Origin of the sequence: Trabulsiella odontotermitis (assembly GCF_030053895.1) — a bacterium.
GTDB lineage: Bacteria > Pseudomonadota > Gammaproteobacteria > Enterobacterales > Enterobacteriaceae > Trabulsiella > Trabulsiella odontotermitis_C.
The window spans coordinates 357,600-381,013 of record NZ_CP125781.1 but is presented as its reverse complement, the minus strand read 5'-3'; the positions used below and the strand labels follow the sequence as shown (position 1 = coordinate 381,013).

The following is a 23,414-nucleotide window of genomic DNA, read 5'->3' as shown; positions in this document are numbered from 1 at the left end:
CCCCGATCTTTCGATCGGGGTTCTTCTTATTGGTGTCTGGCAGTGTCCTACTCTCACATGGGGAAGCCCCACACTACCATCGGCGCTACGGCGTTTCACTTCTGAGTTCGGCATGGGGTCAGGTGGGACCACCGCGCTAAAGCCGCCAGACAAATTCTTTTTTACTTGCCGAACTTTAACCTTTAAAACTGGTGCTGATACCCAGAGTCGAACTGGGGACCTCACCCTTACCAAGGGTGCGCTCTACCAACTGAGCCATATCAGCACACTTAAATGGATGCCTGGCAGTGTCCTACTCTCACATGGGGAAGCCCCACACTACCATCGGCGCTACGGCGTTTCACTTCTGAGTTCGGCATGGGGTCAGGTGGGACCACCGCGCTAAAGCCGCCAGGCAAATTCTGTTATCTGTATCAGGCTGAAATTCTGTCTCTCATCGCCAAAACAGCTTCGGCGTTGTAAGGTTAAGCCTCACGGTTCATTAGTACCGGTTAGCTCAACGCATCGCTGCGCTTACACACCCGGCCTATCAACGTCGTCGTCTTCAACGTTCCTTCAGGAGACTTAATGTCTCAGGGAGAACTCATCTCGGGGCAAGTTTCGTGCTTAGATGCTTTCAGCACTTATCTCTTCCGCATTTAGCTACCGGGCAGTGCCATTGGCATGACAACCCGAACACCAGTGATGCGTCCACTCCGGTCCTCTCGTACTAGGAGCAGCCCCCCTCAATTCTCCAGCGCCCACGGCAGATAGGGACCGAACTGTCTCACGACGTTCTAAACCCAGCTCGCGTACCACTTTAAATGGCGAACAGCCATACCCTTGGGACCTACTTCAGCCCCAGGATGTGATGAGCCGACATCGAGGTGCCAAACACCGCCGTCGATATGAACTCTTGGGCGGTATCAGCCTGTTATCCCCGGAGTACCTTTTATCCGTTGAGCGATGGCCCTTCCATTCAGAACCACCGGATCACTATGACCTGCTTTCGCACCTGCTCGCGCCGTCACGCTCGCAGTCAAGCTGGCTTATGCCATTGCACTAACCTCCTGATGTCCGACCAGGATTAGCCAACCTTCGTGCTCCTCCGTTACTCTTTAGGAGGAGACCGCCCCAGTCAAACTACCCACCAGACACTGTCCGCAACCCGGATTACGGGTCCACGTTAGAACACCAGCCATTAAAGGGTGGTATTTCAAGGGCGGCTCCACGCAGACTGGCGTCCACACTTCAAAGCCTCCCACCTATCCTACACATCAAGGACCAGTGTTCAGTGTCAAGCTATAGTAAAGGTTCACGGGGTCTTTCCGTCTTGCCGCGGGTACACTGCATCTTCACAGCGAGTTCAATTTCACTGAGTCTCGGGTGGAGACAGCCTGGCCATCATTACGCCATTCGTGCAGGTCGGAACTTACCCGACAAGGAATTTCGCTACCTTAGGACCGTTATAGTTACGGCCGCCGTTTACCGGGGCTTCGATCAGGAGCTTCGCCTTACGGCTGACCCCATCAATTAACCTTCCGGCACCGGGCAGGCGTCACACCGTATACGTCCACTTTCGTGTTTGCACAGTGCTGTGTTTTTAATAAACAGTTGCAGCCAGCTGGTATCTTCGACTGGTCTCAGCTCCATCCGCGAGGGACTTCACCTACACACCAGCGTGCCTTCTCCCGAAGTTACGGCACCATTTTGCCTAGTTCCTTCACCCGAGTTCTCTCAAGCGCCTTGGTATTCTCTACCTGACCACCTGTGTCGGTTTGGGGTACGATTTCGTGTTACCTGGAGCTTAGAGGCTTTTCCTGGAAGCAGGGCATCTGTCACTTCAGCACCGTAGTGCCTCGTCATCACGCCTCAGTGTTAAAGCACTCCGGATTTGCCTGGAGCACACACCTGCACGCTTAAACCGGGACAACCGTCGCCCGGATGACACAGCCTTCTCCGTCCCCCCTTCGCAGTAACACCAAGTACAGGAATATTAACCTGTTTCCCATCGACTACGCCTTTCGGCCTCGCCTTAGGGGTCGACTCACCCTGCCCCGATTAACGTTGGACAGGAACCCTTGGTCTTCCGGCGAGCGGGCTTTTCACCCGCTTTATCGTTACTTATGTCAGCATTCGCACTTCTGATACCTCCAGCAACCCTCACAGGCCACCTTCAACGGCTTACAGAACGCTCCCCTACCCAACAACACTTAGTGTCGCTGCCGCAGCTTCGGTGCATGGTTTAGCCCCGTTACATCTTCCGCGCAGGCCGACTCGACCAGTGAGCTATTACGCTTTCTTTAAATGATGGCTGCTTCTAAGCCAACATCCTGGCTGTCTGGGCCTTCCCACATCGTTTCCCACTTAACCATGACTTTGGGACCTTAGCTGGCGGTCTGGGTTGTTTCCCTCTTCACGACGGACGTTAGCACCCGCCGTGTGTCTCCCGTGATAACATTCTCCGGTATTCGCAGTTTGCATCGGGTTGGTAAGTCGGGATGACCCCCTGGCCGAAACAGTGCTCTACCCCCGGAGATGAATTCACGAGGCGCTACCTAAATAGCTTTCGGGGAGAACCAGCTATCTCCCGGTTTGATTGGCCTTTCACCCCCAGCCACAGGTCATCCGCTAATTTTTCAACATTAGTCGGTTCGGTCCTCCAGTTAGTGTTACCCAACCTTCAACCTGCCCATGGCTAGATCACCGGGTTTCGGGTCTATACCCTGCAACTTAACGCCCGGTTAAGACTCGGTTTCCCTTCGGCTCCCCTATTCGGTTAACCTTGCTACAGAATATAAGTCGCTGACCCATTATACAAAAGGTACGCAGTCACACCCCGAAGGGTGCTCCCACTGCTTGTACGTACACGGTTTCAGGTTCTGTTTCACTCCCCTCGCCGGGGTTCTTTTCGCCTTTCCCTCACGGTACTGGTTCACTATCGGTCAGTCAGGAGTATTTAGCCTTGGAGGATGGTCCCCCCATATTCAGACAGGATACCACGTGTCCCGCCCTACTCATCGAGTTCACAGCCTGTGTGTTTTTGTGTACGGGGCTTTCACCCTGTATCGCCGGCCTTTCCAGACCGTTCCACTGACACACAAACTGATTCAGACTCTGGGCTCCTCCCCGTTCGCTCGCCGCTACTGGGGGAATCTCGGTTGATTTCTTTTCCTCGGGGTACTTAGATGTTTCAGTTCCCCCGGTTCGCCTCGCAACACTATGTATTCATGTTACGATGATGCACCGAAGTGCACCGGGTTTCCCCATTCGGACATCGCCGGTTATAACGGTTCATATCACCTTACCGGCGCTTTTCGCAGATTAGCACGTCCTTCATCGCCTCTGACTGCCAGGGCATCCACCGTGTACGCTTAGTCGCTTAACCTCACAACCCGAAGATGTTTCGTAAAACACCTCACGTGTCGTGAAAATTTGAGAGACTCGAACACACATAAACTGTGTGTCGTTTCAATTTTCAGCTTGATCCAGATTTTTAAAGAGCAAATATCTCAAACGTGACTCACTGAGTCAGTTTTGAGATATCAGTGGGCAACGCCTTTCACACATTACCGCGCAAGTGGCGTCCCCTAGGGGATTCGAACCCCTGTTACCGCCGTGAAAGGGCGGTGTCCTGGGCCTCTAGACGAAGGGGACACAAAGTCTGCTTCGCAAGACGCCTTGCTATTCACTTTTCATCAGACAATCTGTGTGAGCACTTCAGAGGCAGGTTCTTTCAGGTAAGGAGGTGATCCAACCGCAGGTTCCCCTACGGTTACCTTGTTACGACTTCACCCCAGTCATGAATCACAAAGTGGTAAGCGCCCTCCCGAAGGTTAAGCTACCTACTTCTTTTGCAACCCACTCCCATGGTGTGACGGGCGGTGTGTACAAGGCCCGGGAACGTATTCACCGTGGCATTCTGATCCACGATTACTAGCGATTCCGACTTCGTGGAGTCGAGTTGCAGACTCCAGTCCGGACTACGACATACTTTATGAGGTCCGCTTGCTCTCGCGAGGTCGCTTCTCTTTGTATATGCCATTGTAGCACGTGTGTAGCCCTGGTCGTAAGGGCCATGATGACTTGACGTCATCCCCACCTTCCTCCAGTTTATCACTGGCAGTCTCCTTTGAGTTCCCGACCTAATCGCTGGCAACAAAGGATAAGGGTTGCGCTCGTTGCGGGACTTAACCCAACATTTCACAACACGAGCTGACGACAGCCATGCAGCACCTGTCTCACGGTTCCCGAAGGCACATTCTCATCTCTGAAAACTTCCGTGGATGTCAAGACCAGGTAAGGTTCTTCGCGTTGCATCGAATTAAACCACATGCTCCACCGCTTGTGCGGGCCCCCGTCAATTCATTTGAGTTTTAACCTTGCGGCCGTACTCCCCAGGCGGTCGACTTAACGCGTTAGCTCCGGAAGCCACGCCTCAAGGGCACAACCTCCAAGTCGACATCGTTTACGGCGTGGACTACCAGGGTATCTAATCCTGTTTGCTCCCCACGCTTTCGCACCTGAGCGTCAGTCTTTGTCCAGGGGGCCGCCTTCGCCACCGGTATTCCTCCAGATCTCTACGCATTTCACCGCTACACCTGGAATTCTACCCCCCTCTACAAGACTCAAGCCTGCCAGTTTCGGATGCAGTTCCCAGGTTGAGCCCGGGGATTTCACATCCGACTTGACAGACCGCCTGCGTGCGCTTTACGCCCAGTAATTCCGATTAACGCTTGCACCCTCCGTATTACCGCGGCTGCTGGCACGGAGTTAGCCGGTGCTTCTTCTGCGGGTAACGTCAATTGCTGCGGTTATTAACCACAGCACCTTCCTCCCCGCTGAAAGTACTTTACAACCCGAAGGCCTTCTTCATACACGCGGCATGGCTGCATCAGGCTTGCGCCCATTGTGCAATATTCCCCACTGCTGCCTCCCGTAGGAGTCTGGACCGTGTCTCAGTTCCAGTGTGGCTGGTCATCCTCTCAGACCAGCTAGGGATCGTCGCCTTGGTGAGCCGTTACCCCACCAACAAGCTAATCCCATCTGGGCACATCTGATGGCATGAGGCCCGAAGGTCCCCCACTTTGGTCCGAAGACGTTATGCGGTATTAGCTACCGTTTCCAGTAGTTATCCCCCTCCATCAGGCAGTTTCCCAGACATTACTCACCCGTCCGCCGCTCGCCGGCGGGGAAGCAAGCTTCCCCCCGCTGCCGCTCGACTTGCATGTGTTAGGCCTGCCGCCAGCGTTCAATCTGAGCCATGATCAAACTCTTCAATTTAAGTTTGATGCTCTAAGAATTAAACTTCGTAATGAATTACGTGTTCACTCTTTGAGACTTGGTATTCATTTTTCGTCCGAGGACGTCAAGAATCCATGTCACTCCGAGTGCCCACACAGATTGTCTGATAAATTGTTAAAGAGCAGTTGCGACGCGGCTTACAGCGCGCTGTCGCGAGGTGGCGTATATTACGCTTTCCTCTTTCAGAGTCAACCCTAATTTCTCAGGATTTTTTCTCTTCAGCCGTTACGACTATCTGGTGAAGTGATTCACGTTGTCGTCTCAACGGAGGCGCATTATAGGGATCCCATTTTTTTGCACAAGCGTTTTTTGGATCTTTTTTTCTGACTGCTGATTTTTCAGGCTTTTCGCGGCGATCCTGTACGATCTGCTGCTTTTTTGAGGTGTGAAAGCCCCGCTGATGGTCGATAATGCAGCGATACGTGATCAAACAGAGGTAATCATGTCTGCAAAGCTTCGTCCTTATAAGGATACTTTTCCCAAACTCGGTCAAAACGTGATGATTGATCCCACCAGCGTGGTGATTGGTGATGTGCGTTTGGCCGATGACGTCAGCATCTGGCCACTGGTTGCTATTCGCGGCGACGTCAATTACGTTTCTGTCGGATCCCGCAGTAATATTCAGGACGGGTGCGTGCTCCATGTTACCCATAAATCTTCCTATAACCCGGCAGGCAATCCCCTGATTGTGGGAGAAGAGGTCACCGTGGGACATAAAGTGATGCTGCATGGCTGCACGATTGGCAATCGCGTACTGGTAGGAATGGGATCCATTCTGCTCGACGGCGTGATTGTTGAGGATGATGTAATGATTGGTGCCGGGAGCCTTGTACTGCAGAACAAACGACTGGAAAGCGGTTATCTCTATTTAGGCAGCCCGGTAAAACAGATCCGCCCCCTGACGGAAGCGGAAATTGCGGGGTTACGCTATTCTGCGGACAACTACGTGAAATGGAAGGATGACTATCTGCATCAGGAGAGCCAGAACCAGCCCTGATCGTCTTCCTGTTCTTCGCGAATCACCTGTTCGGCCTCTTCTTCCAGATCCCAACGGTGTTCGCGAAAAACAGCCAGCCACGTTTCTGGTGTATCGCCGCCAAAGTGACGCGCCAGCACTTCCCCTTTAATGGCGCAGGTGAGTTGCATGCCATTCACCAGCGCAGGGAAAACCACCGCGCGTCGTTCGTCGTCCCAGATTTCTCTGTCAGGGAACTGAATCGCCTGATTCACGCCTGCAGTTCCCGGGAAAGCGCCGCGATCACCGGCGTGATTTCCGGTAATACACCGTGCCAGAGCAATACCGCATGCGCCGCCTGAGCCACCAGCATCCCTAACCCATCGGCACACATCTTCGCGCCATGCTGCTCGCACCAGCGCAGAAAGGGCGTGGTGTCTTTCTGATAAAACATGTCATAGCAGCGAACATGCGCATTAATGAGAGAGGAGGGAATCGCCGGTACCTCACCAGCAATACCGCTCGAGGTGGCATTAATAATGAGATCAAACTCCAGCCCATCGAGTTTCGCAATTTCGACCGCGTCGACACTACCGGTATGGGCAAAAAGCTGCACCAGTTCCTGTGCGCGGGAAAACGTCCGGTTCGTAATCGTGACCGCACAGTTCAATGACAGCAATGGCAGTAATACGCCTCGCGCTGCACCGCCAGCCCCCACCAGCAAAATACGAAATCCCGGCTTGATAAGGCCAAGGCGCTCCAGATCACTCAATAAGCCAATTCCGTCAGTGTTGTCGCCCAGTAAACGCCCGTCTTCCAGACGCTTAAACGTATTGACCGCACCTGCCAGCGCCGCGCGCTCCGTGAGTTCATCCGCTCTGGCGAATGCCTCTTCTTTAAAAGGAACGGTCACGTTCGCCCCCTTACCGCCCGCGGAGAAAAAGGCATTCAGGGTGTTGATGAAATCATCGACCGGCGCCAGCACTCGCCCATACGGATGTTCAATATGGAGCTGTTTCGCAAACTGCTGATGAATAAACGGCGATTTGCTGTGGGCGATCGGATTACCGAAGACAGCGTAAGTTTCCATATATTACCCCCGGATATTACCCCTGGCGAAAGCGTTCACCCGTCAGCGCATCCCGAATCTCCGAAGGATTCAGGCGCCCGCCGGTGAGGCCATTCACAACCGGAAAATCATCACCAAACTGTGCGTGAACGTCTTCTGTGGTGCGACACGGCGGCAAGCCGGTCAGATTCGCACTGGTGGAAACAATCGGTTTGCCGTAAGCACGGCAGAGTTCGATTACCAGCGGATGATCCGTGACGCGTACCGCCAGCGAGTCGAAACGCCCTGTCAGCCAGCGTGGCGTCGTGGCCCGCGCCGGGAAAACGAAAGTGACTGGCCCCGGCCAGCAGGAAAACACGGCGGCGCGCTGTTCGTCTGTCAGCCGGGAATCGTCGATATAGGGTTTGAGCTGTTCATAATCGGCAGCAATCAGAATCAGGCCTTTTTCAACCGGCCGTTGTTTGAGATCCAGCAGTTTCATCACTGCAGTTTCGCTGTCCGGGTCGCAACCGACACCAAAAACAGCTTCTGTGGGATAGGCGATGACATTTTCATTATTTAACACCGCAACAGCATGCGTTACGGTGTCAGATGGCAGGTAATTATTCACTGATTTGTTCCGCCGTTACCGGCTTTCCACATTGTTTACTGGCACAGAAACGCTTCACGCCCAGTGCGGTTTTCTTTTCGATAAGCAGCGGGTAATGGCATTCAGGACATTCACCCGCCACAGGTTTGAAATTGATAACGAACTGACATTCCGGATAGCGATCGCAGGAATGAAAGGTTTTACCGTAGCGCGAACGGCGCTGGACGAGGTGGCCGTGATGGCATTGTGGGCAACTCATCGCCGTTTCATCAGGCTTGTCGATAACTTCGGTGTGCTCACATTCAGGGTATTGACTGCACCCAATGAACATACCAAAACGCCCCTGGCGCAATACCAGCTCTGCGCCACAGGCAGGACACAACTGTCCCTCCAGAACTTTAACGATGTGCCCGTCCGCCTGACTTTTCAGGGGACGGACATAATCGCATTCCGGATGATGAGAGCAACCGAGAAACGGACCGTGCTTCCCGGATCGGATAACCAGTTCGGCCCCGCATTGAGGGCAGGGCTCGTTTTTACGCACCGTAAACAGTGCTGATTTGGCCATAACAACTCTTAATGCCGCACAAATGATTAATGCAGCATACCTTCATTCACTTCGAAGAGTAATTCTTCCATTTGTTGGTACGCGTTTTCACAGCCCGGGATATTAAACAGCACCATCAGAATGACCCACTTCAGGTCTTCCAGATCGAATTCTGCGGCATCCAGCGCCATGACTCGTTCGATCACCATTTCACGCGTTTCGAGGTTTAGCACCTGAATCTGCTCCAGGAATAACAAGAATCCCCGGCAACTGGCATCCAGCCGTTGGCACTCTTCTTCCGTATAGATACGGACGGAGAGTGGGTCAGAAGCGAGCTGCATCGGTTCGGCGAGGCCTTCCTGATAGTCAGCGAGCTTTTCAAGCCACAACAGCGCGTTATAAATATCCTCACGATCAAAACCGGCGTCGGTAAGATCCCGCGTCAGTTTGTCCTGATCCACGCGCATTTCAGCTTCGTTATGGATGTAAGTCTCAAACAAATACATTAGTACGTCGAACATGGCATGCCCTCCTTAAACGGACATAGCCGCCGGGTACAGCTGCGATCCACCCTGCTAACTCCAGTTCGAGTAGCTGAGCCACCGTTACTGGCACAGGTTGGCCGGCACGTTCAGCGACGACGTCAACAGGTGTTACCTCATCTCCTACGTTAGCCAGGAGCTCTGGAAATGGCAATGCCACACTCTGATGATCCGGTGAATAATTTGTTTTTTCAGCGTCATCTGGCAACCCGTGGAAACCATATTGCAAATTTTCCAGGATTTCCTCAGGTGAGTTCACGAGAATCGCGCCCTGCCGAATCAGCCAGTGCGGGCCTTCCGTGCCGGGGTGTCCTACCGGACCGGGTAAAGCAAAGACTTCTCTTCCCTGTTCGAGCGCACACCGGGCGGTGACCAGCGAACCGCTCTTCAGCGCCGCCTCGACGACAAATACCCCCAGGCTCAAACCACTTATGACCCGGTTTCGCCGCGGGAAATGGTGAGCCAGCGGTTTTGCCAGCAACGGAAATTCAGACACCAGCGCGCCACCCGTTTCCAGAATATGCTTCGCCAGCGGGAGATGCCGCCGTGGATGAATTAACGAAAGACCATGCCCCAGCACAGCAATAGTTTTCCCTTTGGCTTTCAGCGCTGCGCGATGAGCCACACCGTCAATCCCCAGCGCCAGCCCGCTGGTAATCGTCAAACCGTGCGTCGCCAGCGTTTCGCAGAAAAGGCTGCACCATCGTTCGCCATACCAGGAGTGCGCCCTACTCCCCACCACAGCCAGTTGTGGGGAACAGAGCACTGCGGGATCGCCTGCGACAAACAACAGCGCGGGGTAATCAACGATGGCGCGCAATGCCTCGGGGTACGCACTGCTGTCTGCGGTAATCAAATGATGGTCTGGCTGTTCAAGCCAGTGCAGAGAGGTTTCCAGTTCGGCATCTGAAACAGCCAGAAACTGCGCTGCCTGCCTGGCGGAAAGGCCTGTCTGCATAAGCATACTCTTTTCTATAGAAGGAGACGCTTTAAGTGCCCGAAACGCGTCGAGCATGACGTCACCGTATATTCCGGCCACCGCCATCAGACGCAACCCTATTTCTGTCGATGTCATCTCATCTCCCTGCCACAAGCGGCTTCAGCAATCCTTGCGATTGGTCAGTGATGCTGTCAATCAGGTGGGGTTTTGTCTAGAATAGTGGTAATTATCTTTTCAACTCCTGAACACGACTCTGGAAATTTATGGCAGTTTTGCAAGTGTTACATATTCCGGACGAGCGCCTTCGCAAAGTCGCTACGCCGGTCAAAGAAGTCAATGCAGAAATTCAGCGTATCGTCGATGATATGTTCGAGACGATGTACGCCGAAGAAGGTATCGGCCTGGCGGCAACGCAAGTGGATATCCATCAGCGGATCATCGTGATTGATGTTTCCGAAAACCGCGACGAGCGGCTGGTACTGATCAACCCGGAACTGCTGGAGAAAAGCGGTGAAACCGGTATTGAAGAAGGTTGCCTTTCTATTCCGGAACAACGCGCTCTGGTGCCGCGCGCCGAGAAAGTAAAAATCCGTGCGCTGGACCGTGAAGGTAAGTCGTACGAACTGGAAGCCGATGGCCTGCTGGCAATCTGTATTCAGCATGAAATGGATCACCTGGTCGGTAAGCTGTTTATCGATTATCTGTCGCCGCTGAAGCAACAACGTATTCGTCAGAAAGTTGAGAAACTCGACCGCCTGAATGCGCGAGCTTAAGGACAAGAATCAACGTGTCAGACTCACTACGTATTATTTTTGCGGGTACACCTGACTTTGCAGCGCGTCATCTTGACGCGCTGTTGTCGTCTGAGCATCAGATCGTCGGCGTGTTTACCCAACCCGATCGCCCTGCGGGTCGCGGCAAGAAGCTGATGCCGAGCCCGGTGAAGGTGCTTGCCGAAGAAAAAGGTCTACCGGTTTTCCAGCCCGCCTCGCTTCGCCCGCCGGAAAACCAGCAGCTCGTTGCCGATCTTAACGCTGATGTCATGGTCGTCGTGGCGTATGGCCTGATTCTGCCGAAAGCCGTGCTGGATATGCCTCGTCTGGGCTGTATTAATGTGCATGGTTCTCTGCTGCCGCGCTGGCGCGGCGCTGCACCTATTCAGCGCTCGCTGTGGGCAGGTGACGCTGAAACCGGCGTCACCATCATGCAGATGGATGTGGGTCTGGATACCGGCGATATGCTCTGTAAGATTACCTGCCCGATTACGCCTGACGATACCAGCGCATCGTTGTACGATAAACTGGCCGGCATGGGGCCGGAAGGCTTGCTGCTTACACTGAAACAGCTTGCGCGCGGTACGGCAAAACCCGAAGTGCAGGATGAATCGCTGGTCACCTATGCTGAGAAACTCAGCAAAGAAGAGGCTCGCATTGACTGGTCACTTTCCGCCGCTCAGCTTGAACGTAATATTCGTGCTTTCAATCCATGGCCGATGAGCTATATCGTTATCGACGATCAACCAGTTAAAGTCTGGCAGGCGTCAGTTATTGATACCCCTGTAAACGCCGAGCCCGGCACCATCATTGCGGCCAATAAAAACGGTATTCAGGTCGCGACAGGCGATGGCATTTTGAACCTGCAATCGCTACAGCCTGCAGGGAAGAAAGCGATGAACGTGCAGGATCTGTTAAATTCCCGTCGGGAGTGGTTTATTCCCGGTAATCGTCTCGCCTGAGGGTGAAACGTCTTAAGCCCGGTATTACCGGGCGTTTTTGTTTTTGCGGTTATGAAAAAAAATACAAATTTACGCAGCCTGGCAGCCCAGGCCGTGGAGCAGGTGGTTGAAGACGGGCAATCGCTCAGTAATGTTCTCCCGCCGCTCCAGCAAAAAGTGTCGGACAAAGATAAAGCACTGCTCCAGGAGCTCTGCTTTGGTGTTCTGCGCACCCTTTCTCAGCTGGAATGGTTGATCAACAAACTGATGTCGCGCCCGATGACGGGTAAACAACGCACGATCCACTACCTGATCATGGTGGGCTTCTACCAGCTGATATACACCCGAATCCCTCCGCACGCCGCACTGGCAGAGACCGTAGAGGGTGCGGTAGCAATCAAGCGCCCGCAGCTCAAAGGGCTGATTAACGGCGTACTGCGCCAGTTTCAGCGCCAGCAAGAGACATTGCTTGAGGCGTTTGCGCAAAGCGAAAACCCTTCACTTCACCCTTCCTGGCTGTTAAAACGCCTTCAGCACGCTTATCCGCAGCAGTGGGAAGCCATTGTTGAGGCCAATAACCAACGACCACCGATGTGGCTGCGCGTTAACCGCAATCATCACAGTCGCGATGCGTGGCTGGCCTTGCTGGAAGAAGCAGGTCATAAAGGCTTTACCCATCCCGCCTACCCGGATGCCATCCGGCTGGAATCGCCGTTGCCGGTTCACGCTCTGCCGGGTTTTGAAGAGGGTTGGGTGACCGTCCAGGACGCTTCCGCGCAGGGTTGTGTTACGCTCCTGGCACCAGAGAATAGCGAGCAGATCCTCGACCTCTGTGCGGCTCCGGGAGGTAAAACGACGCATATTCTGGAAGCGGCGCCAGACGCGCAGGTCATGGCCGTTGATGTGGATGAAAAAAGACTCTCCCGCGTGTATGACAACCTGAAACGCCTGGGAATGAAAGCGCAAGTGAAGCAGGGCGATGGTCGCTATCCGGCGCAGTGGTGTGAGGGTATGCAGTTTGATCGTATCCTGCTGGATGCCCCCTGCTCTGCCACTGGCGTAATTCGCCGCCACCCTGATATCAAATGGCTGCGTCGTGATCGTGATATTCCCGAACTTGCCAGTCTGCAACGCGAAATTCTCGATGCGGTGTGGCCGTATCTGAAGCCCGGCGGTACGCTGGTTTACGCCACCTGTTCCATTCTTCCTGAAGAGAACAGCGAGCAGATACGCGCGTTTCTGGAACGTACGTCTGATGCGGTGTTGAGCGGTACCGGCACACCAGAGGATCCGGGCAAGCAAAACCTGCCTGCTGCGGAAGAAGGCGATGGCTTTTTTTACGCTAAGCTAATCAAGAAATGATCGGATAACGGATCGCGACAGATGAAAATTATCATACTTGGTGCGGGTCAGGTTGGCGGCACCCTGGCGGAAAACCTGGTGGGCGAGAATAACGACATTACCGTTGTCGACATTAACGGCGAACGGCTGCGCAGCCTGCAGGATAAATTCGATCTGCGTGTCGTGCAGGGTCATGGCTCGCACCCCCGCGTGCTGCGCGAAGCTGGTGCCGATGACGCAGACATGCTCGTGGCAGTGACCAGCTCGGACGAAACTAATATGGTGGCCTGTCAGGTCGCCTATTCCCTGTTTAATACGCCCAATCGTATTGCGCGCATCCGTGCGCCTGACTACGTGCGTGACGCTGAAAAGCTTTTTCATTCCGAAGCGGTCCCTATCGACCATTTGATCGCCCCGGAACAATTAGTCATCGACAGCATTTACCGTCTGATTGAGTATCCTGGCGCTCTGCAGGTGGTGAATTTTGCCGAAGGTAAAGTGAGCCTCGCGGTGGTTAACGCCTATTACGGCGGCCCTCTGGTGGGTAATGCGCTGTCGACCATGCGCGAGCATATGCCGCATATCGATACCCGTGTGGCGGCGATTTTCCGCCACGACAGACCGATCCGCCCTCAGGGCTCGACCATTGTGGAAGCCGGTGATGAGGTTTTCTTCATTGCTGCCTCACAGCATATTCGCGCCGTCATGAGCGAAATGCAGCGCCTGGAGAAACCCTATAAACGTATCATGCTCGTGGGCGGCGGTAATATCGGTGCAGGGCTGGCTCAGCGTCTGGAGAAAGACTACAGCGTTAAACTGATCGAGCGCGATCAGCAGCGTGCCGCGGAGCTTGCTGAGAAGCTGCAGAATACGATCGTGTTCTTCGGCGATGCGTCGGATCAGGAACTGCTGATGGAAGAGCATATCGATCAGGTCGATCTCTTTATCGCCGTCACCAACGATGACGAAGCGAACATCATGTCGGCGATGCTGGCGAAACGCATGGGGGCGAAAAAAGTGATGGTGCTGATCCAGCGCCGCGCTTATGTCGATCTCGTGCAGGGCAGCGTTATTGATATCGCCATATCGCCTCAACAGGCGACGATTTCCGCATTGCTGAGTCATGTTCGTAAAGCAGATATTGTCGGTGTGTCTTCGCTGCGCAGAGGCGTTGCCGAAGCGATTGAAGCCGTCGCACACGGTGATGAAACCACATCAAGAGTGGTCGGCAGGGTCATTGATGAAATTAAACTGCCGCCAGGAACCATTATTGGCGCAGTTGTGCGGGGCAATGATGTCATGATCGCTAATGATAATCTTCGTATTGAACAGGGCGATCACGTGATTATGTTTCTGACGGATAAAAAGTTTATTACTGATGTAGAACGACTTTTCCAGCCAAGCCCCTTCTTCCTTTAATTTTCAACGATGCGCTCTCAGGGGCGCCTTCTTCATTAACCCTTTATTATTTAAGGGCTAATCAATTATTTTGATTCGCCGTGTGTAATGGAAATTGACTAAACATTTGTTAAACTTATAAACGTCAGCTGGCACATGGAGAAAAAAATGAGCTTACTTAAAGAATTTCGCGAATTCGCGATGCGCGGGAATGTTGTCGATTTAGCTGTGGGTGTCATTATTGGTGCCGCATTTGGCAAAATCGTATCGTCACTGGTTGCCGATATTATTATGCCGCCCCTGGGGTTGTTAATTGGTGGGGTAGATTTCAAGCAATTTGCCTGGACGTTACGCCCGGCAGCAGGCGATATCCCGGCGGTAGTGATGCACTATGGCGTTTTCATCCAGAATATCTTTGACTTTATCATCGTTGCATTTGCTATTTTCATGGCAATCAAACTGATGAATAAACTTCGTCGCAATAATGAAGTCGAAGCGAAAGAACCGCCGGCGCCGACTAAAGAAGAAGTCCTGCTTTCTGAAATCCGCGATCTGCTGAAAGAACAAAACAACCGTTCATAATCTGACGTGTAAAAGTCAGAAGGCCAGTGGTAAAAAAGCATTTTGCTTTCTTGCCACTGGCCTCCCAGTTACCCCGTTTTTCGTGCTTATCTTTGCGTAAATAACTGCCTTTCCCTTTCTTATTCTTCTCAACGCGCTGGCGAAACAGCGGGTCATGAAGTAAAGCCTCAATGGCGTTATCCTTAATTTGCCCCTTCTTGTGCTGATAGCGGCTCATAATTTCTCCAGTTGGTGTGTTTTGACGGCGGGAGTGTAATCCCGGTATTAAAAAAGATCAACGTACAGAAGGAGACGTACTCGCACCTTGCTCCAACGCTTCGAGGATCGAGCAATACACGCTACTGTGCGCTGTACCACAACAGGCGTCGTTCAGGCGCTGTAACGAGCGACGCATGGTCTGTAGCTCTTCAATTTTTTCTTCGACTTCGCTTAATCGTGCCTGAACAATACCTTTGGACTCCTGGCAGGTATGGTGTTCTGGATCGATACGGATCGAAAGCAGTTCGCGGATCGATTCCAGCGTAAATCCCAGCTGGCGCGCATAGCGAATAAAGCGCAGGCGCTGCAGATCGTTGTCAGAATAAAGACGAAAACCGCCCTCAGTCCGGACGTCGTGGTCCATCATTTGCTGTTTTTCGTAATAACGGATCGTATCCGGGGTGACATCCGCTAATTTCGCCAGTTCGCCTATACGGTACATGTTCAGCCCTCATTCATTTTCTGTATCAGCCTGTCTGCATACTCGCCGTGCAGAAAATCGGTATTCAGCCCTGCCTGACGCAATTTTAGCTCCAGCAGCGTCAGTCTGCGGCTCAGCTCCTGATAGCGGGGATCGTCCTGCCGGACGCTCTGTAAGAGATCCCTGAGCTCCAGCGCCTCTTTCCGCTGAGCAAGCTCCGGCGGTAAACAGCCTGCATTTTTTAACAAACGATAACCCGCCCGAAGTTCCTCCGGGATATGGGCGTCATCATCAAGCTGCAGCGGCTCACCCGTGCCGGGTAGATTATCAAACTCACCGCTTTTTTGGGCATCCAGGATATGGCGTTCCGCCCACTGATCAAGCAACCACATGCGTTGTCTCCAGGGGATTGAACAAAGAGTGTATAGATATTGTAGAGAGATGGGGGTGTGGAGGATATAAAAAAACCCGCCGAAGCGGGTTTTTCTACGTTACTACAGATTACTCTGCAGCAGCTTCTGCTTTCGGCTCGGCGCGATCAACCAGCTCGATGTAAGCCATCGGAGCGTTGTCACCAGCACGGAAGCCACACTTCAGAATGCGAGTGTAACCACCGGCACGGCTCGCGAAACGCGGGCCCAGCTCGTTAAACAGTTTTGCCACGATCTCGTTATCACGAGTGCGGGCGAATGCCAGACGACGATTAGCTACGCTATCAGTCTTGGCAAGAGTAATCAGCGGCTCAACTACGCGACGCAGTTCTTTCGCTTTCGGCAGGGTCGTCTTGATGATCTCATGACGAACCAGCGAACCTGCCATGTTGCGGAACATAGCCTGGCGATGGCTGCTGTTGCGGTTCAGTTGACGACCACTCTTACGATGGCGCATGACCTTATCCTTCTCAGTAAAACCTTAACCTGTGATCCGGTTACTCGTCAGCAATGCTTGCCGGTGGCCAGTTTTCCAGGCGCATGCCCAGAGACAGACCACGGGAGGCCAGCACGTCTTTAATCTCAGTAAGAGATTTTTTACCCAGGTTCGGCGTTTTCAGCAACTCAACCTCGGTACGCTGTACCAGATCACCGATATAGTGGATAGCTTCTGCCTTGAGGCAGTTAGCAGAGCGGACAGTCAATTCCAGATCGTCAACAGGGCGCAGCAGGATCGGATCGAATTCTGGTTTCTCTTCTTTAACTTCCGGCTGACGTACATCACGTAAATCAACGAAAGCTTCAAGTTGTTCAGCCAGGATGGTCGCCGCACGACGAATCGCCTCTTCAGGATCGATTGTACCGTTGGTTTCCATTTCGATGACCAGCTTGTCCAGGTCGGTGCGCTGTTCTACACGCGCTGCTTCAACATTGTAGGCAATACGCTCTACAGGGCTGTAGCAGGCGTCGACCAGCAGACGTCCGATCGGGCGCTCATCTTCTTCCGAATGAATTCGGGCAGACGCCGGCACATAACCACGACCGCGCTGAACTTTGATGCGCATGCTAATAGATGCGTTTTCATCGGTCAGGTGGCAGATAACGTGCTGAGGCTTGACGATTTCGACATCACCGTCGTGGGTAATGTCGGCTGCGGTCACAGGGCCAATGCCAGATTTATTCAAAGTAAGAATAACTTCATCTTTACCATGAACTTTCACCGCCAGCCCTTTCAGGTTGAGCAGGATTTCCAGGATATCTTCCTGAACGCCTTCTTTGGTGCTGTACTCGTGCAGTACACCATCAATCTCAACCTCGGTCACCGCGCAACCCGGCATTGATGAAAGCAGAATACGGCGCAGTGCGTTACCCAGAGTATGGCCAAAGCCACGCTCTAAAGGCTCAAGGGTCACCTTGGCGTGCGTCGAACTCACTTGCTCGATATCTACCAGGCGCGGTTTTAGAAACTCTGTCACAGAACCCTGCATTGTGTCCTCTCTTTGGTACTAAGCTTTACTTGGAGTAAAGCTCGACGATCAGGTGTTCGTTAATGTCCGCAGACAGATCAGAACGTTCCGGCTGACGCTTGAACGTACCTTCCATCTTGCCAGCATCAACTTCCAGCCAGGTTGGCTTTTCACGCTGCTCAGCCAGCTCCAGAGCGGCTTTCACGCGAGACTGCTTTTTCGCTTTCTCACGAATGCTAACAACGTCATTCGCTTTAACCTGATAAGAAGCGATGTTAACAACACGACCGTTTACCATGATAGCCTTATGGCTAACCAGCTGGCGTGCTTCTGCACGAGTGGCGCCGAAGCCCATACGGTATACAACGTTGTCCAGACGACCTTCCAGCAGAGCCAACAGGTTTTCACCAGTGTTGCCTTTCAGACGTGCTGCTTCTTTATAATAGTTACGGAACTGACGCTCCAGCACACCGTAGATACGGCGAACTTTTTGCTTTTCACGCAACTGCACACCATAGTCAGACAGACGCGGTTTACGCGCACCGTGCTGGCCAGGAGCTTGTTCAATTTTACACTTGGTATCGATCGCGCGAACGCCAGACTTCAGGAAGAGGTCTGTGCCCTCGCGACGGCTCAGCTTGAGCTTAGGACCCAAATATCTTGCCATTTTCTTTCTCCAACAATCCTAGAAAACGACCGCGTTATACGCGACGTTTTTTCGGCGGACGACAACCGTTGTGAGGGATCGGAGTCACATCAGTAATATTAGTGATGCGGAAACCAGCGGCGTTCAGAGCACGAATAGTAGATTCGCGACCCGGACCCGGTCCCTTGACCATAACTTCCAGATTCTTGATGCCGTATTCTTTTACGGCTTCAGCGCAACGCTCTGCTGCAACCTGAGCTGCAAACGGAGTGGATTTGCGTGAACCACGGAAACCGGAACCACCGGCTGTTGCCCAACCCAAAGCGTTACCCTGACGATCAGTAATAGTAACGATGGTGTTGTTGAAAGAAGCATGGATATGAGCCACGCCGTCAGAGACTTGTTTTCTTACACGTTTACGTGCACGAATTGGTGCCTTTGCCATTATTCAATCACCCCGATTATTTCTTGATCGGTTTGCGCGGACCCTTACGGGTACGTGCGTTGGTCTTGGTACGCTGACCGCGAACCGGGAGACCACGACGATGACGCAAACCACGGTAGCAACCAAGGTCCATCAGACGCTTGATGCTCAGGGTGATTTCACGACGCAGATCACCTTCAACGACGAATTTACCTACTTCGTCGCGCAACGTATCGATCTGTTCTTCAGACAGCTCACTGATCTTAACATGTTCAGCGATTCCCGCTGAGGCACAAATGGCCTTAGAACGGGTCTTGCCGATACCGAAAATTGCAGTTAAAGCGATTACGGTATGTTTGTGATCAGGAATGTTAATGCCTGCTATACGGGCCACTATGCACTCCTATTATTTGAATTGCACGTTCCATGCTGAAAAGCCCGTTTTCAGGATACTCAAATGGAAACGCACAGACATACAAAAGATTGGCTGGCTAATCTAGCCAGCTCAACCCAACTTTGCAAGAAAAATATGCGAAATAAATCAGCCTTGGCGCTGTTTATGTTTCGGCTCGGCACTGCAAATCACACGGATGACACCATCACGCTTAACGATTTTGCAGTTACGGCATAATTTCTTGACGGAAGCACGAACTTTCATTTTTACTCTCCGTAACTTCTCGGGCGACCAATTAACGGCCGTAGCCTTTCAGGTTCGCCTTCTTCAATGCAGACTCATACTGACTGGACATCATCAGAGTTTGCACTTGAGCCATAAAGTCCATAATCACGACGACAACGATAAGCAGTGAGGTCCCACCGAAGTAGAACGGCACTTTCATTGCATCACGCATGAACTCCGGGATCAGGCAGATAAAAGTAATATACAACGCACCGATTAGAGTCAGGCGAGTCATTACCTTATCGATATACTTCGCCGTTTGCTCTCCCGGACGAATTCCTGGTACAAATGCACCGGACTTCTTCAGGTTATCTGCTGTTTCACGCGGGTTGAAGACCAACGCCGTGTAGAAGAAACAGAAGAAGATGATTGCAGACGCATAGAGTAACACATAAAGCGGTTGCCCAGGCTGCAAATACAGCGAAATTGTTGTCAGCCAGTTCCAACCAGTACCGCCCCCGAACCATGACGCGATGGTTGCCGGGAACAGGATAATACTGGAAGCGAAGATTGCCGGGATTACCCCCGCCATATTCACTTTCAGCGGCAAATGTGTGCTCTGTGCAGCATAGACACGACGACCTTGTTGACGCTTAGCGTAGTTCACCACAATGCGGCGTTGACCACGTTCTACGAAGACAACAAAGAAGGTCACTGCAAATACTAATACTGCAACCAACAGCAACAGGAGGAAGTGCAGGTCGCCTTGACGCGCTTGCTCGATAGTATGGGCGATGGCCGGCGGGAGTCCCGCAACGATACCAGCGAAGATAATGATCGAAATACCGTTACCGATACCTCGTTCAGTGATCTGTTCGCCGAGCCACATCAGGAACATGGTTCCTGTGACCAGACTTACAACAGCGGTGAAATAGAATGCAAAGCCTGGGTTAATGACCAGGCCCTGCATACCAGGCATATTCGGCAGACCGGTAGCAATACCGATCGACTGGAATATTGCCAGCACCAGAGTACCGTAGCGGGTGTACTGGCTGATCTTACGACGACCAGACTCCCCTTCTTTCTTAATTTCTGCCAGCGTTGGGTGAACCACCGTCAGCAGCTGGATAATAATGGATGCCGAGATATACGGCATAATACCCAGAGCAAAGATAGAAGCACGGCTGAGAGCACCACCAGAGAACATGTTGAACATTTCAATGATGGTGCCTCGCTGTTGCTCAAGCAGTTTGGCAAGTACAGCGGCATCAATACCAGGGATCGGAATAAAAGAGCCAATTCGGAACACAATCAGCGCGCCGATAACAAACAAAAGTCTGCGTTTCAGTTCGCCGAAACCGCCTTTGGCACTTTGAAAATCTAATCCCGGTTGCTTAGCCATCTGCTACTTATTCCTCAATTTTACCGCCAGCAGCTTCGATAGCAGCACGAGCGCCTTTAGTAACACGCAGGCCACGAACAGTTACCGGACGAGATACTTCACCAGCCAGGATCACTTTCGCGAACTCGATCTGGATGCCGATAATGTTAGCCGCTTTCAGCGTGTTCAGGTCAACTACGTCGCCTTCTACTTTAGCCAGATCGGACAGACGAATCTCTGCCGTAATCATTGCTTTACGTGAAGTGAAACCGAATTTCGGCAGACGACGGTACAGAGGCATCTGACCACCCTCGAAACCGCGACGTACGCCACCGCCAGAACGAGACTTCTGACCTTTGTGACCACGACCACCGGTTTTACCGAGGCCAGAACCGATACCACGACCCAGGCGTTTACCCGCCTTTTTGGAGCCTTCGGCCGGAGACAGAGTATTTAAACGCATCTCTTACTCCTCAACTTTAACCATGAAGGAAACCGCGTTGACCATACCACGAACGGCAGGAGTATCCTCACGTTCTACAGTATGACCAATACGACGCAGACCCAGGCCAAGCAGCGTTGCCTTGTGTTTCGGCAGACGACCGATTGCACTGCGGGTTTGAGTGATTTTAATAGTCTTTGCCATGGTCAATTACCCCAGAATTTCTTCAACGGATTTACCACGCTTGGCAGCGACCATTTCTGGAGAATTCATATTTTCCAGGCCATCGATAGTTGCACGAACCACGTTAATCGGGTTGGTGGAACCATACGCTTTAGCCAGAACGTTACGAACTCCAGCGACTTCCAGAACGGCGCGCATTGCACCACCGGCGATGATGCCGGTACCTTCGGAAGCCGGCTGCATGAATACACGAGAACCCGTGTGAGTACCCTTAACCGGGTGCTGCAGGGTGCCGTGGTTCAGCGCGACGTTAATCATATTGCGACGGGCTTTTTCCATCGCTTTCTGGATCGCTGCCGGAACTTCGCGTGCTTTACCGTAACCAAAACCAACGCGACCGTTACCATCACCCACTACAGTCAGAGCTGTGAAGGAGAAAATACGACCACCTTTAACGGTTTTAGATACGCGGTTTACCGCGATCAGCTTTTCCTGCAGTTCGCCAGCTTGTTTTTCGATGTGAGCCATCTTACACCTCTACCTTAGAACTGAAGGCCAGCTTCACGGGCAGCATCTGCCAGTGCCTGGACACGACCATGATATTGGAACCCGGAACGGTCAAAGGAAACATCTTTGATCCCTTTTTCCAGAGCGCGTTCAGCGACAGCTTTACCCACAGCTGCTGCAGCGTCTTTGTTACCGGTGTACTTCAGTTGTTCAGCGATAGCTTTTTCTACAGTAGAAGCAGCTACCAGAACTTCAGAACCGTTCGATGCAATGACCTGTGCGTAAATGTGACGCGGGGTACGATGTACCACCAGGCGAGTTGCACCCAGCTCCTGGAGCTTGCGGCGTGCGCGGGTCGCACGACGGATACGAGCAGATTTCTTATCCATAGTGTTACCTTACTTCTTCTTAGCCTCTTTGGTACGCACGACTTCGTCGGCGTAACGAACACCCTTGCCTTTGTAAGGCTCAGGACGACGGTAGGCGCGCAGATCTGCTGCAACCTGGCCGATCATCTGCTTATCAGCGCCTTTCAGCACGATTTCAGTCTGAGACGGACATTCTGCAGTGATGCCGGCCGGCAGCTGATGATCAACCGGATGGGAGAAACCCAGAGCCAGGTTAACAACATTGCCTTTAACCGCTGCACGATAACCTACACCAACCAGCTGCAGCTTCTTAGTGAAGCCTTCGGTAACACCGACAACCATTGAGTTCAGCAGGGCACGCGCGGTACCAGCCTGAGCCCAACCATCTGCGTAACCATCACGCGGACCGAAGGTCAGTGCATTATCTGCATGTTTAACTTCAACAGCATCGTTGAGAGTACGAGTCAGCTCGCCGTTTTTACCTTTGATCGTAATAACCTGACCGTTGATTTTTACATCAACGCCGGCAGGAACAACGACCGGTGCTTTAGCAACACGAGACATTTTTTCCTCCGATTAGGCTACGTAGCAGATAATTTCGCCACCAAGACCAGCCTGGCGCGCTGCACGATCAGTCATAACACCTTTAGAGGTAGAAACAACCGCGATACCCAGACCCGCCATAACTTTCGGCAGCTCATCTTTTCTTTTATAGATGCGCAGACCTGGGCGGCTGACACGCTGAATGCTTTCTACAACAGCTTTCCCCTGGAAGTACTTAAGAGTCACTTCCAGTTCCGGCTTGGTGTCGCCTTCAACTTTAAAATCTTCGATAAAACCTTCTTCCTTCAGCACGTTGGCGATTGCCACTTTCAGCTTGGAGGAAGGCATGGTGACCGCAGCTTTGTTCGCGGCCTGACCGTTACGGATACGGGTCAGCATATCCGCGATCGGATCTTGCATGCTCATCTGTCTTTACTCCCGTGATTCAATTGGTGACAATTACCAGCTAGCCTTTTTCAGACCCGGGATTTCACCGCACATAGCGGCTTCACGGACCTTGATACGGCTCAACCCGAACTTCCGCAGGAAACCATGCGGACGACCTGTTTGACGGCAGCGATTACGCTGACGAGACGGGCTGGAATCACGCGGCAGAGTCTGCAGCTTGAGAACTGCATTCCAACGATCTTCGTCGGAAGCGTTCACATCAGAGATGATCGCTTTCAGTTCAGCGCGTTTCGCGAAGTATTTATCAGCTAAAGCTACGCGTTTTACTTCGCGTGCTTTCATTGATTGCTTAGCCAT

The 23,414-nt window shown here is 52.5% G+C and carries 28 protein-coding genes, 2 tRNA genes, 4 rRNA genes and 1 pseudogene; 6 read left to right on the top strand and 29 right to left on the bottom strand.

The window, feature by feature from the left end:
• Nucleotides 1-34: 34 nt before the first annotated feature.
• From rrf (QMG90_RS01865) to QMG90_RS01840, 6 genes are all read right to left on the bottom strand, one after another.
• Nucleotides 35-150: ribosomal RNA gene (rrf, locus tag QMG90_RS01865) — 5S ribosomal RNA — on the bottom strand.
• A 39-nt stretch (nt 151-189) separates the two neighbouring features.
• Nucleotides 190-265, bottom strand: a tRNA-Thr gene (locus QMG90_RS01860).
• 14 nt (nt 266-279) lie between these two features.
• Nucleotides 280-395, bottom strand: a 5S ribosomal RNA gene (rrf, locus tag QMG90_RS01855).
• A 65-nt stretch (nt 396-460) separates the two neighbouring features.
• Nucleotides 461-3,367 (bottom strand): 23S ribosomal RNA (locus QMG90_RS01850).
• 193 nt (nt 3,368-3,560) lie between these two features.
• A tRNA-Glu gene (locus QMG90_RS01845) sits at nt 3,561-3,636 on the bottom strand.
• Between the two features lie 84 nt (nt 3,637-3,720).
• Nucleotides 3,721-5,262 (bottom strand): 16S ribosomal RNA (locus QMG90_RS01840).
• The 16S, 23S and 5S rRNA genes sit together here with 2 tRNA genes alongside, the layout of an rRNA operon.
• A 463-nt stretch (nt 5,263-5,725) precedes the next feature.
• Between QMG90_RS01840 and QMG90_RS01835 the strand changes: the two genes are divergently transcribed.
• On the top strand, nt 5,726-6,280 hold the full coding sequence (locus QMG90_RS01835) for a gamma carbonic anhydrase family protein (RefSeq protein WP_283282482.1): 555 nt from the start codon (nt 5,726-5,728) through the stop codon (nt 6,278-6,280).
• Here QMG90_RS01835 and QMG90_RS01830 read toward each other — a convergent pair.
• From QMG90_RS01830 to dprA, 6 genes are read right to left on the bottom strand one after another with little or no spacing between them, the layout of a single operon-like run.
• The gene (locus QMG90_RS01830; RefSeq protein ID WP_283282481.1) at nt 6,256-6,513 is read right to left on the bottom strand and encodes a DUF1488 family protein; all 258 of its coding nucleotides are present in this window, start codon (nt 6,511-6,513) and stop codon (nt 6,256-6,258) included. The two genes, QMG90_RS01835 and QMG90_RS01830, sit on opposite strands and share 25 nt — an antisense overlap.
• Nucleotides 6,510-7,328 carry a shikimate dehydrogenase gene (gene aroE, locus QMG90_RS01825; protein ID WP_283282480.1) on the bottom strand — a complete coding sequence of 273 codons (819 nt, stop codon included), beginning with the start codon at nt 7,326-7,328 and terminating at the stop codon, nt 6,510-6,512. Before aroE ends, QMG90_RS01830 begins: the two co-directional genes overlap by 4 nt.
• 16 nt (nt 7,329-7,344) lie before the next feature.
• Nucleotides 7,345-7,917: an L-threonylcarbamoyladenylate synthase type 1 TsaC gene (gene tsaC / locus QMG90_RS01820; protein WP_283282479.1), complete on the bottom strand. Its 573-nt coding sequence runs from the start codon at nt 7,915-7,917 to the stop codon at nt 7,345-7,347.
• Nucleotides 7,910-8,464, bottom strand: coding sequence for a DNA topoisomerase family protein (locus QMG90_RS01815; protein WP_283282478.1), 555 nt, complete (start codon nt 8,462-8,464; stop codon nt 7,910-7,912). Before QMG90_RS01815 ends, tsaC begins: the two co-directional genes overlap by 8 nt.
• A 26-nt stretch (nt 8,465-8,490) precedes the next feature.
• A complete protein-coding gene (gene smg / locus QMG90_RS01810; RefSeq protein ID WP_038158479.1) occupies nt 8,491-8,964 on the bottom strand; it encodes a DUF494 family protein Smg in 474 nt (157 codons plus the stop codon).
• A complete protein-coding gene (gene dprA, locus QMG90_RS01805) occupies nt 8,936-10,060 on the bottom strand; it encodes a DNA-protecting protein DprA (protein ID WP_283282477.1) in 1,125 nt (374 codons plus the stop codon). The genes smg and dprA overlap by 29 nt, the downstream gene beginning before the upstream one ends.
• Before the next feature lie 128 nt (nt 10,061-10,188).
• Between dprA and def the strand changes: the two genes are divergently transcribed.
• From def to mscL, 5 genes are all read left to right on the top strand, one after another.
• Nucleotides 10,189-10,698 carry a peptide deformylase gene (gene def / locus QMG90_RS01800; protein WP_283282476.1) on the top strand — a complete coding sequence of 170 codons (510 nt, stop codon included), beginning with the start codon at nt 10,189-10,191 and terminating at the stop codon, nt 10,696-10,698.
• Nucleotides 10,699-10,712: 14 nt separating this feature from the next.
• On the top strand, nt 10,713-11,660 hold the full coding sequence (fmt, locus tag QMG90_RS01795; RefSeq protein WP_283282475.1) for a methionyl-tRNA formyltransferase: 948 nt from the start codon (nt 10,713-10,715) through the stop codon (nt 11,658-11,660).
• A gap of 51 nt (nt 11,661-11,711) precedes the next feature.
• Entirely contained in the window at nt 11,712-13,001 is a 1,290-nt protein-coding gene (gene rsmB / locus QMG90_RS01790; protein WP_283282474.1) for a 16S rRNA (cytosine(967)-C(5))-methyltransferase RsmB, read from the top strand.
• Nucleotides 13,002-13,022: 21 nt separating this feature from the next.
• Complete coding sequence (trkA, locus tag QMG90_RS01785) at nt 13,023-14,399, top strand: Trk system potassium transporter TrkA (RefSeq protein WP_038158486.1); 1,377 nt, start codon at nt 13,023-13,025, stop codon at nt 14,397-14,399.
• Between the two features lie 147 nt (nt 14,400-14,546).
• Nucleotides 14,547-14,960, top strand: a complete 414-nt coding sequence (gene mscL, locus QMG90_RS01780; protein WP_283282473.1) for a large-conductance mechanosensitive channel protein MscL — start codon at nt 14,547-14,549, stop codon at nt 14,958-14,960.
• Nucleotides 14,961-14,976: 16 nt separating this feature from the next.
• On the opposite strand, the pseudogene QMG90_RS01775 reads toward mscL, so the two are convergent.
• The 17 genes and pseudogenes from QMG90_RS01775 to rpsN all read right to left on the bottom strand — a co-directional run.
• A pseudogene (locus QMG90_RS01775) lies at nt 14,977-15,177 on the bottom strand (alternative ribosome-rescue factor A); the annotation flags it as partial.
• Nucleotides 15,178-15,234: 57 nt separating this feature from the next.
• A complete protein-coding gene (gene zntR / locus QMG90_RS01770) occupies nt 15,235-15,660 on the bottom strand; it encodes a Zn(2+)-responsive transcriptional regulator (protein ID WP_283282471.1) in 426 nt (141 codons plus the stop codon).
• 2 nt (nt 15,661-15,662) lie between these two features.
• Nucleotides 15,663-16,031, bottom strand: coding sequence for a DnaJ family domain-containing protein (locus QMG90_RS01765; protein WP_283282470.1), 369 nt, complete (start codon nt 16,029-16,031; stop codon nt 15,663-15,665).
• 109 nt (nt 16,032-16,140) lie between these two features.
• The gene (rplQ, locus tag QMG90_RS01760; protein WP_002919206.1) at nt 16,141-16,527 is read right to left on the bottom strand and encodes a 50S ribosomal protein L17; all 387 of its coding nucleotides are present in this window, start codon (nt 16,525-16,527) and stop codon (nt 16,141-16,143) included.
• 40 nt (nt 16,528-16,567) lie between these two features.
• Nucleotides 16,568-17,557, bottom strand: a complete 990-nt coding sequence (locus QMG90_RS01755; RefSeq protein WP_038158497.1) for a DNA-directed RNA polymerase subunit alpha — start codon at nt 17,555-17,557, stop codon at nt 16,568-16,570.
• Between the two features lie 25 nt (nt 17,558-17,582).
• Complete coding sequence (gene rpsD, locus QMG90_RS01750; protein ID WP_038158499.1) at nt 17,583-18,203, bottom strand: 30S ribosomal protein S4; 621 nt, start codon at nt 18,201-18,203, stop codon at nt 17,583-17,585.
• Between the two features lie 34 nt (nt 18,204-18,237).
• A complete protein-coding gene (gene rpsK / locus QMG90_RS01745; protein WP_002919257.1) occupies nt 18,238-18,627 on the bottom strand; it encodes a 30S ribosomal protein S11 in 390 nt (129 codons plus the stop codon).
• Between the two features lie 16 nt (nt 18,628-18,643).
• A complete protein-coding gene (gene rpsM / locus QMG90_RS01740) occupies nt 18,644-19,000 on the bottom strand; it encodes a 30S ribosomal protein S13 (protein ID WP_038158502.1) in 357 nt (118 codons plus the stop codon).
• A 147-nt stretch (nt 19,001-19,147) separates the two neighbouring features.
• Entirely contained in the window at nt 19,148-19,264 is a 117-nt protein-coding gene (rpmJ, locus tag QMG90_RS01735; RefSeq protein WP_000868187.1) for a 50S ribosomal protein L36, read from the bottom strand.
• Nucleotides 19,265-19,295: 31 nt separating this feature from the next.
• Nucleotides 19,296-20,627 (bottom strand): preprotein translocase subunit SecY, encoded by a 1,332-nt coding sequence (gene secY / locus QMG90_RS01730; RefSeq protein WP_038158504.1) that lies wholly within the window; start codon nt 20,625-20,627, stop codon nt 19,296-19,298.
• Between the two features lie 7 nt (nt 20,628-20,634).
• Nucleotides 20,635-21,069 (bottom strand): 50S ribosomal protein L15, encoded by a 435-nt coding sequence (gene rplO / locus QMG90_RS01725; protein ID WP_054181090.1) that lies wholly within the window; start codon nt 21,067-21,069, stop codon nt 20,635-20,637.
• A 3-nt stretch (nt 21,070-21,072) separates the two neighbouring features.
• Nucleotides 21,073-21,252: a 50S ribosomal protein L30 gene (gene rpmD, locus QMG90_RS01720; protein ID WP_001140434.1), complete on the bottom strand. Its 180-nt coding sequence runs from the start codon at nt 21,250-21,252 to the stop codon at nt 21,073-21,075.
• A gap of 6 nt (nt 21,253-21,258) precedes the next feature.
• Nucleotides 21,259-21,759, bottom strand: coding sequence for a 30S ribosomal protein S5 (rpsE, locus tag QMG90_RS01715; protein WP_049847029.1), 501 nt, complete (start codon nt 21,757-21,759; stop codon nt 21,259-21,261).
• Nucleotides 21,760-21,773: 14 nt separating this feature from the next.
• Complete coding sequence (gene rplR / locus QMG90_RS01710; protein ID WP_038158510.1) at nt 21,774-22,127, bottom strand: 50S ribosomal protein L18; 354 nt, start codon at nt 22,125-22,127, stop codon at nt 21,774-21,776.
• A gap of 9 nt (nt 22,128-22,136) precedes the next feature.
• Nucleotides 22,137-22,670: a 50S ribosomal protein L6 gene (rplF, locus tag QMG90_RS01705; RefSeq protein WP_054181091.1), complete on the bottom strand. Its 534-nt coding sequence runs from the start codon at nt 22,668-22,670 to the stop codon at nt 22,137-22,139.
• Between the two features lie 12 nt (nt 22,671-22,682).
• Nucleotides 22,683-23,075 (bottom strand): 30S ribosomal protein S8, encoded by a 393-nt coding sequence (gene rpsH / locus QMG90_RS01700; RefSeq protein ID WP_012908428.1) that lies wholly within the window; start codon nt 23,073-23,075, stop codon nt 22,683-22,685.
• 33 nt (nt 23,076-23,108) lie between these two features.
• Nucleotides 23,109-23,414, bottom strand: coding sequence for a 30S ribosomal protein S14 (gene rpsN, locus QMG90_RS01695; RefSeq protein WP_283282469.1), 306 nt, complete (start codon nt 23,412-23,414; stop codon nt 23,109-23,111).

Coding starts and splice junctions, on each gene's coding strand:
- rpsD (WP_038158499.1), bottom strand. CDS start 18,203: ATGGCAAGATATTTGGGTCCTAAGCTCAAGCTGAGCCGTCGCGAGGGC.
- rsmB (WP_283282474.1), top strand. CDS start 11,712: ATGAAAAAAAATACAAATTTACGCAGCCTGGCAGCCCAGGCCGTGGAG.
- rplO (WP_054181090.1), bottom strand. CDS start 21,069: ATGCGTTTAAATACTCTGTCTCCGGCCGAAGGCTCCAAAAAGGCGGGT.
- trkA (WP_038158486.1), top strand. CDS start 13,023: ATGAAAATTATCATACTTGGTGCGGGTCAGGTTGGCGGCACCCTGGCG.
- QMG90_RS01815 (WP_283282478.1), bottom strand. CDS start 8,464: ATGGCCAAATCAGCACTGTTTACGGTGCGTAAAAACGAGCCCTGCCCT.
- aroE (WP_283282480.1), bottom strand. CDS start 7,328: ATGGAAACTTACGCTGTCTTCGGTAATCCGATCGCCCACAGCAAATCG.
- smg (WP_038158479.1), bottom strand. CDS start 8,964: ATGTTCGACGTACTAATGTATTTGTTTGAGACTTACATCCATAACGAA.
- rpsE (WP_049847029.1), bottom strand. CDS start 21,759: ATGGCTCACATCGAAAAACAAGCTGGCGAACTGCAGGAAAAGCTGATC.
- zntR (WP_283282471.1), bottom strand. CDS start 15,660: ATGTACCGTATAGGCGAACTGGCGAAATTAGCGGATGTCACCCCGGAT.
- QMG90_RS01765 (WP_283282470.1), bottom strand. CDS start 16,031: ATGTGGTTGCTTGATCAGTGGGCGGAACGCCATATCCTGGATGCCCAA.
- rpsK (WP_002919257.1), bottom strand. CDS start 18,627: ATGGCAAAGGCACCAATTCGTGCACGTAAACGTGTAAGAAAACAAGTC.
- rpsN (WP_283282469.1), bottom strand. CDS start 23,414: ATGGCTAAGCAATCAATGAAAGCACGCGAAGTAAAACGCGTAGCTTTA.
- QMG90_RS01835 (WP_283282482.1), top strand. CDS start 5,726: ATGTCTGCAAAGCTTCGTCCTTATAAGGATACTTTTCCCAAACTCGGT.
- rpsH (WP_012908428.1), bottom strand. CDS start 23,075: ATGAGCATGCAAGATCCGATCGCGGATATGCTGACCCGTATCCGTAAC.
- rpmD (WP_001140434.1), bottom strand. CDS start 21,252: ATGGCAAAGACTATTAAAATCACTCAAACCCGCAGTGCAATCGGTCGT.
- rplQ (WP_002919206.1), bottom strand. CDS start 16,527: ATGCGCCATCGTAAGAGTGGTCGTCAACTGAACCGCAACAGCAGCCAT.
- QMG90_RS01755 (WP_038158497.1), bottom strand. CDS start 17,557: ATGCAGGGTTCTGTGACAGAGTTTCTAAAACCGCGCCTGGTAGATATC.
- mscL (WP_283282473.1), top strand. CDS start 14,547: ATGAGCTTACTTAAAGAATTTCGCGAATTCGCGATGCGCGGGAATGTT.
- def (WP_283282476.1), top strand. CDS start 10,189: ATGGCAGTTTTGCAAGTGTTACATATTCCGGACGAGCGCCTTCGCAAA.
- rplR (WP_038158510.1), bottom strand. CDS start 22,127: ATGGATAAGAAATCTGCTCGTATCCGTCGTGCGACCCGCGCACGCCGC.
- rplF (WP_054181091.1), bottom strand. CDS start 22,670: ATGTCTCGTGTTGCTAAAGCACCGGTCGTTGTTCCTGCCGGCGTTGAT.
- secY (WP_038158504.1), bottom strand. CDS start 20,627: ATGGCTAAGCAACCGGGATTAGATTTTCAAAGTGCCAAAGGCGGTTTC.
- dprA (WP_283282477.1), bottom strand. CDS start 10,060: ATGACATCGACAGAAATAGGGTTGCGTCTGATGGCGGTGGCCGGAATA.
- rpmJ (WP_000868187.1), bottom strand. CDS start 19,264: ATGAAAGTTCGTGCTTCCGTCAAGAAATTATGCCGTAACTGCAAAATC.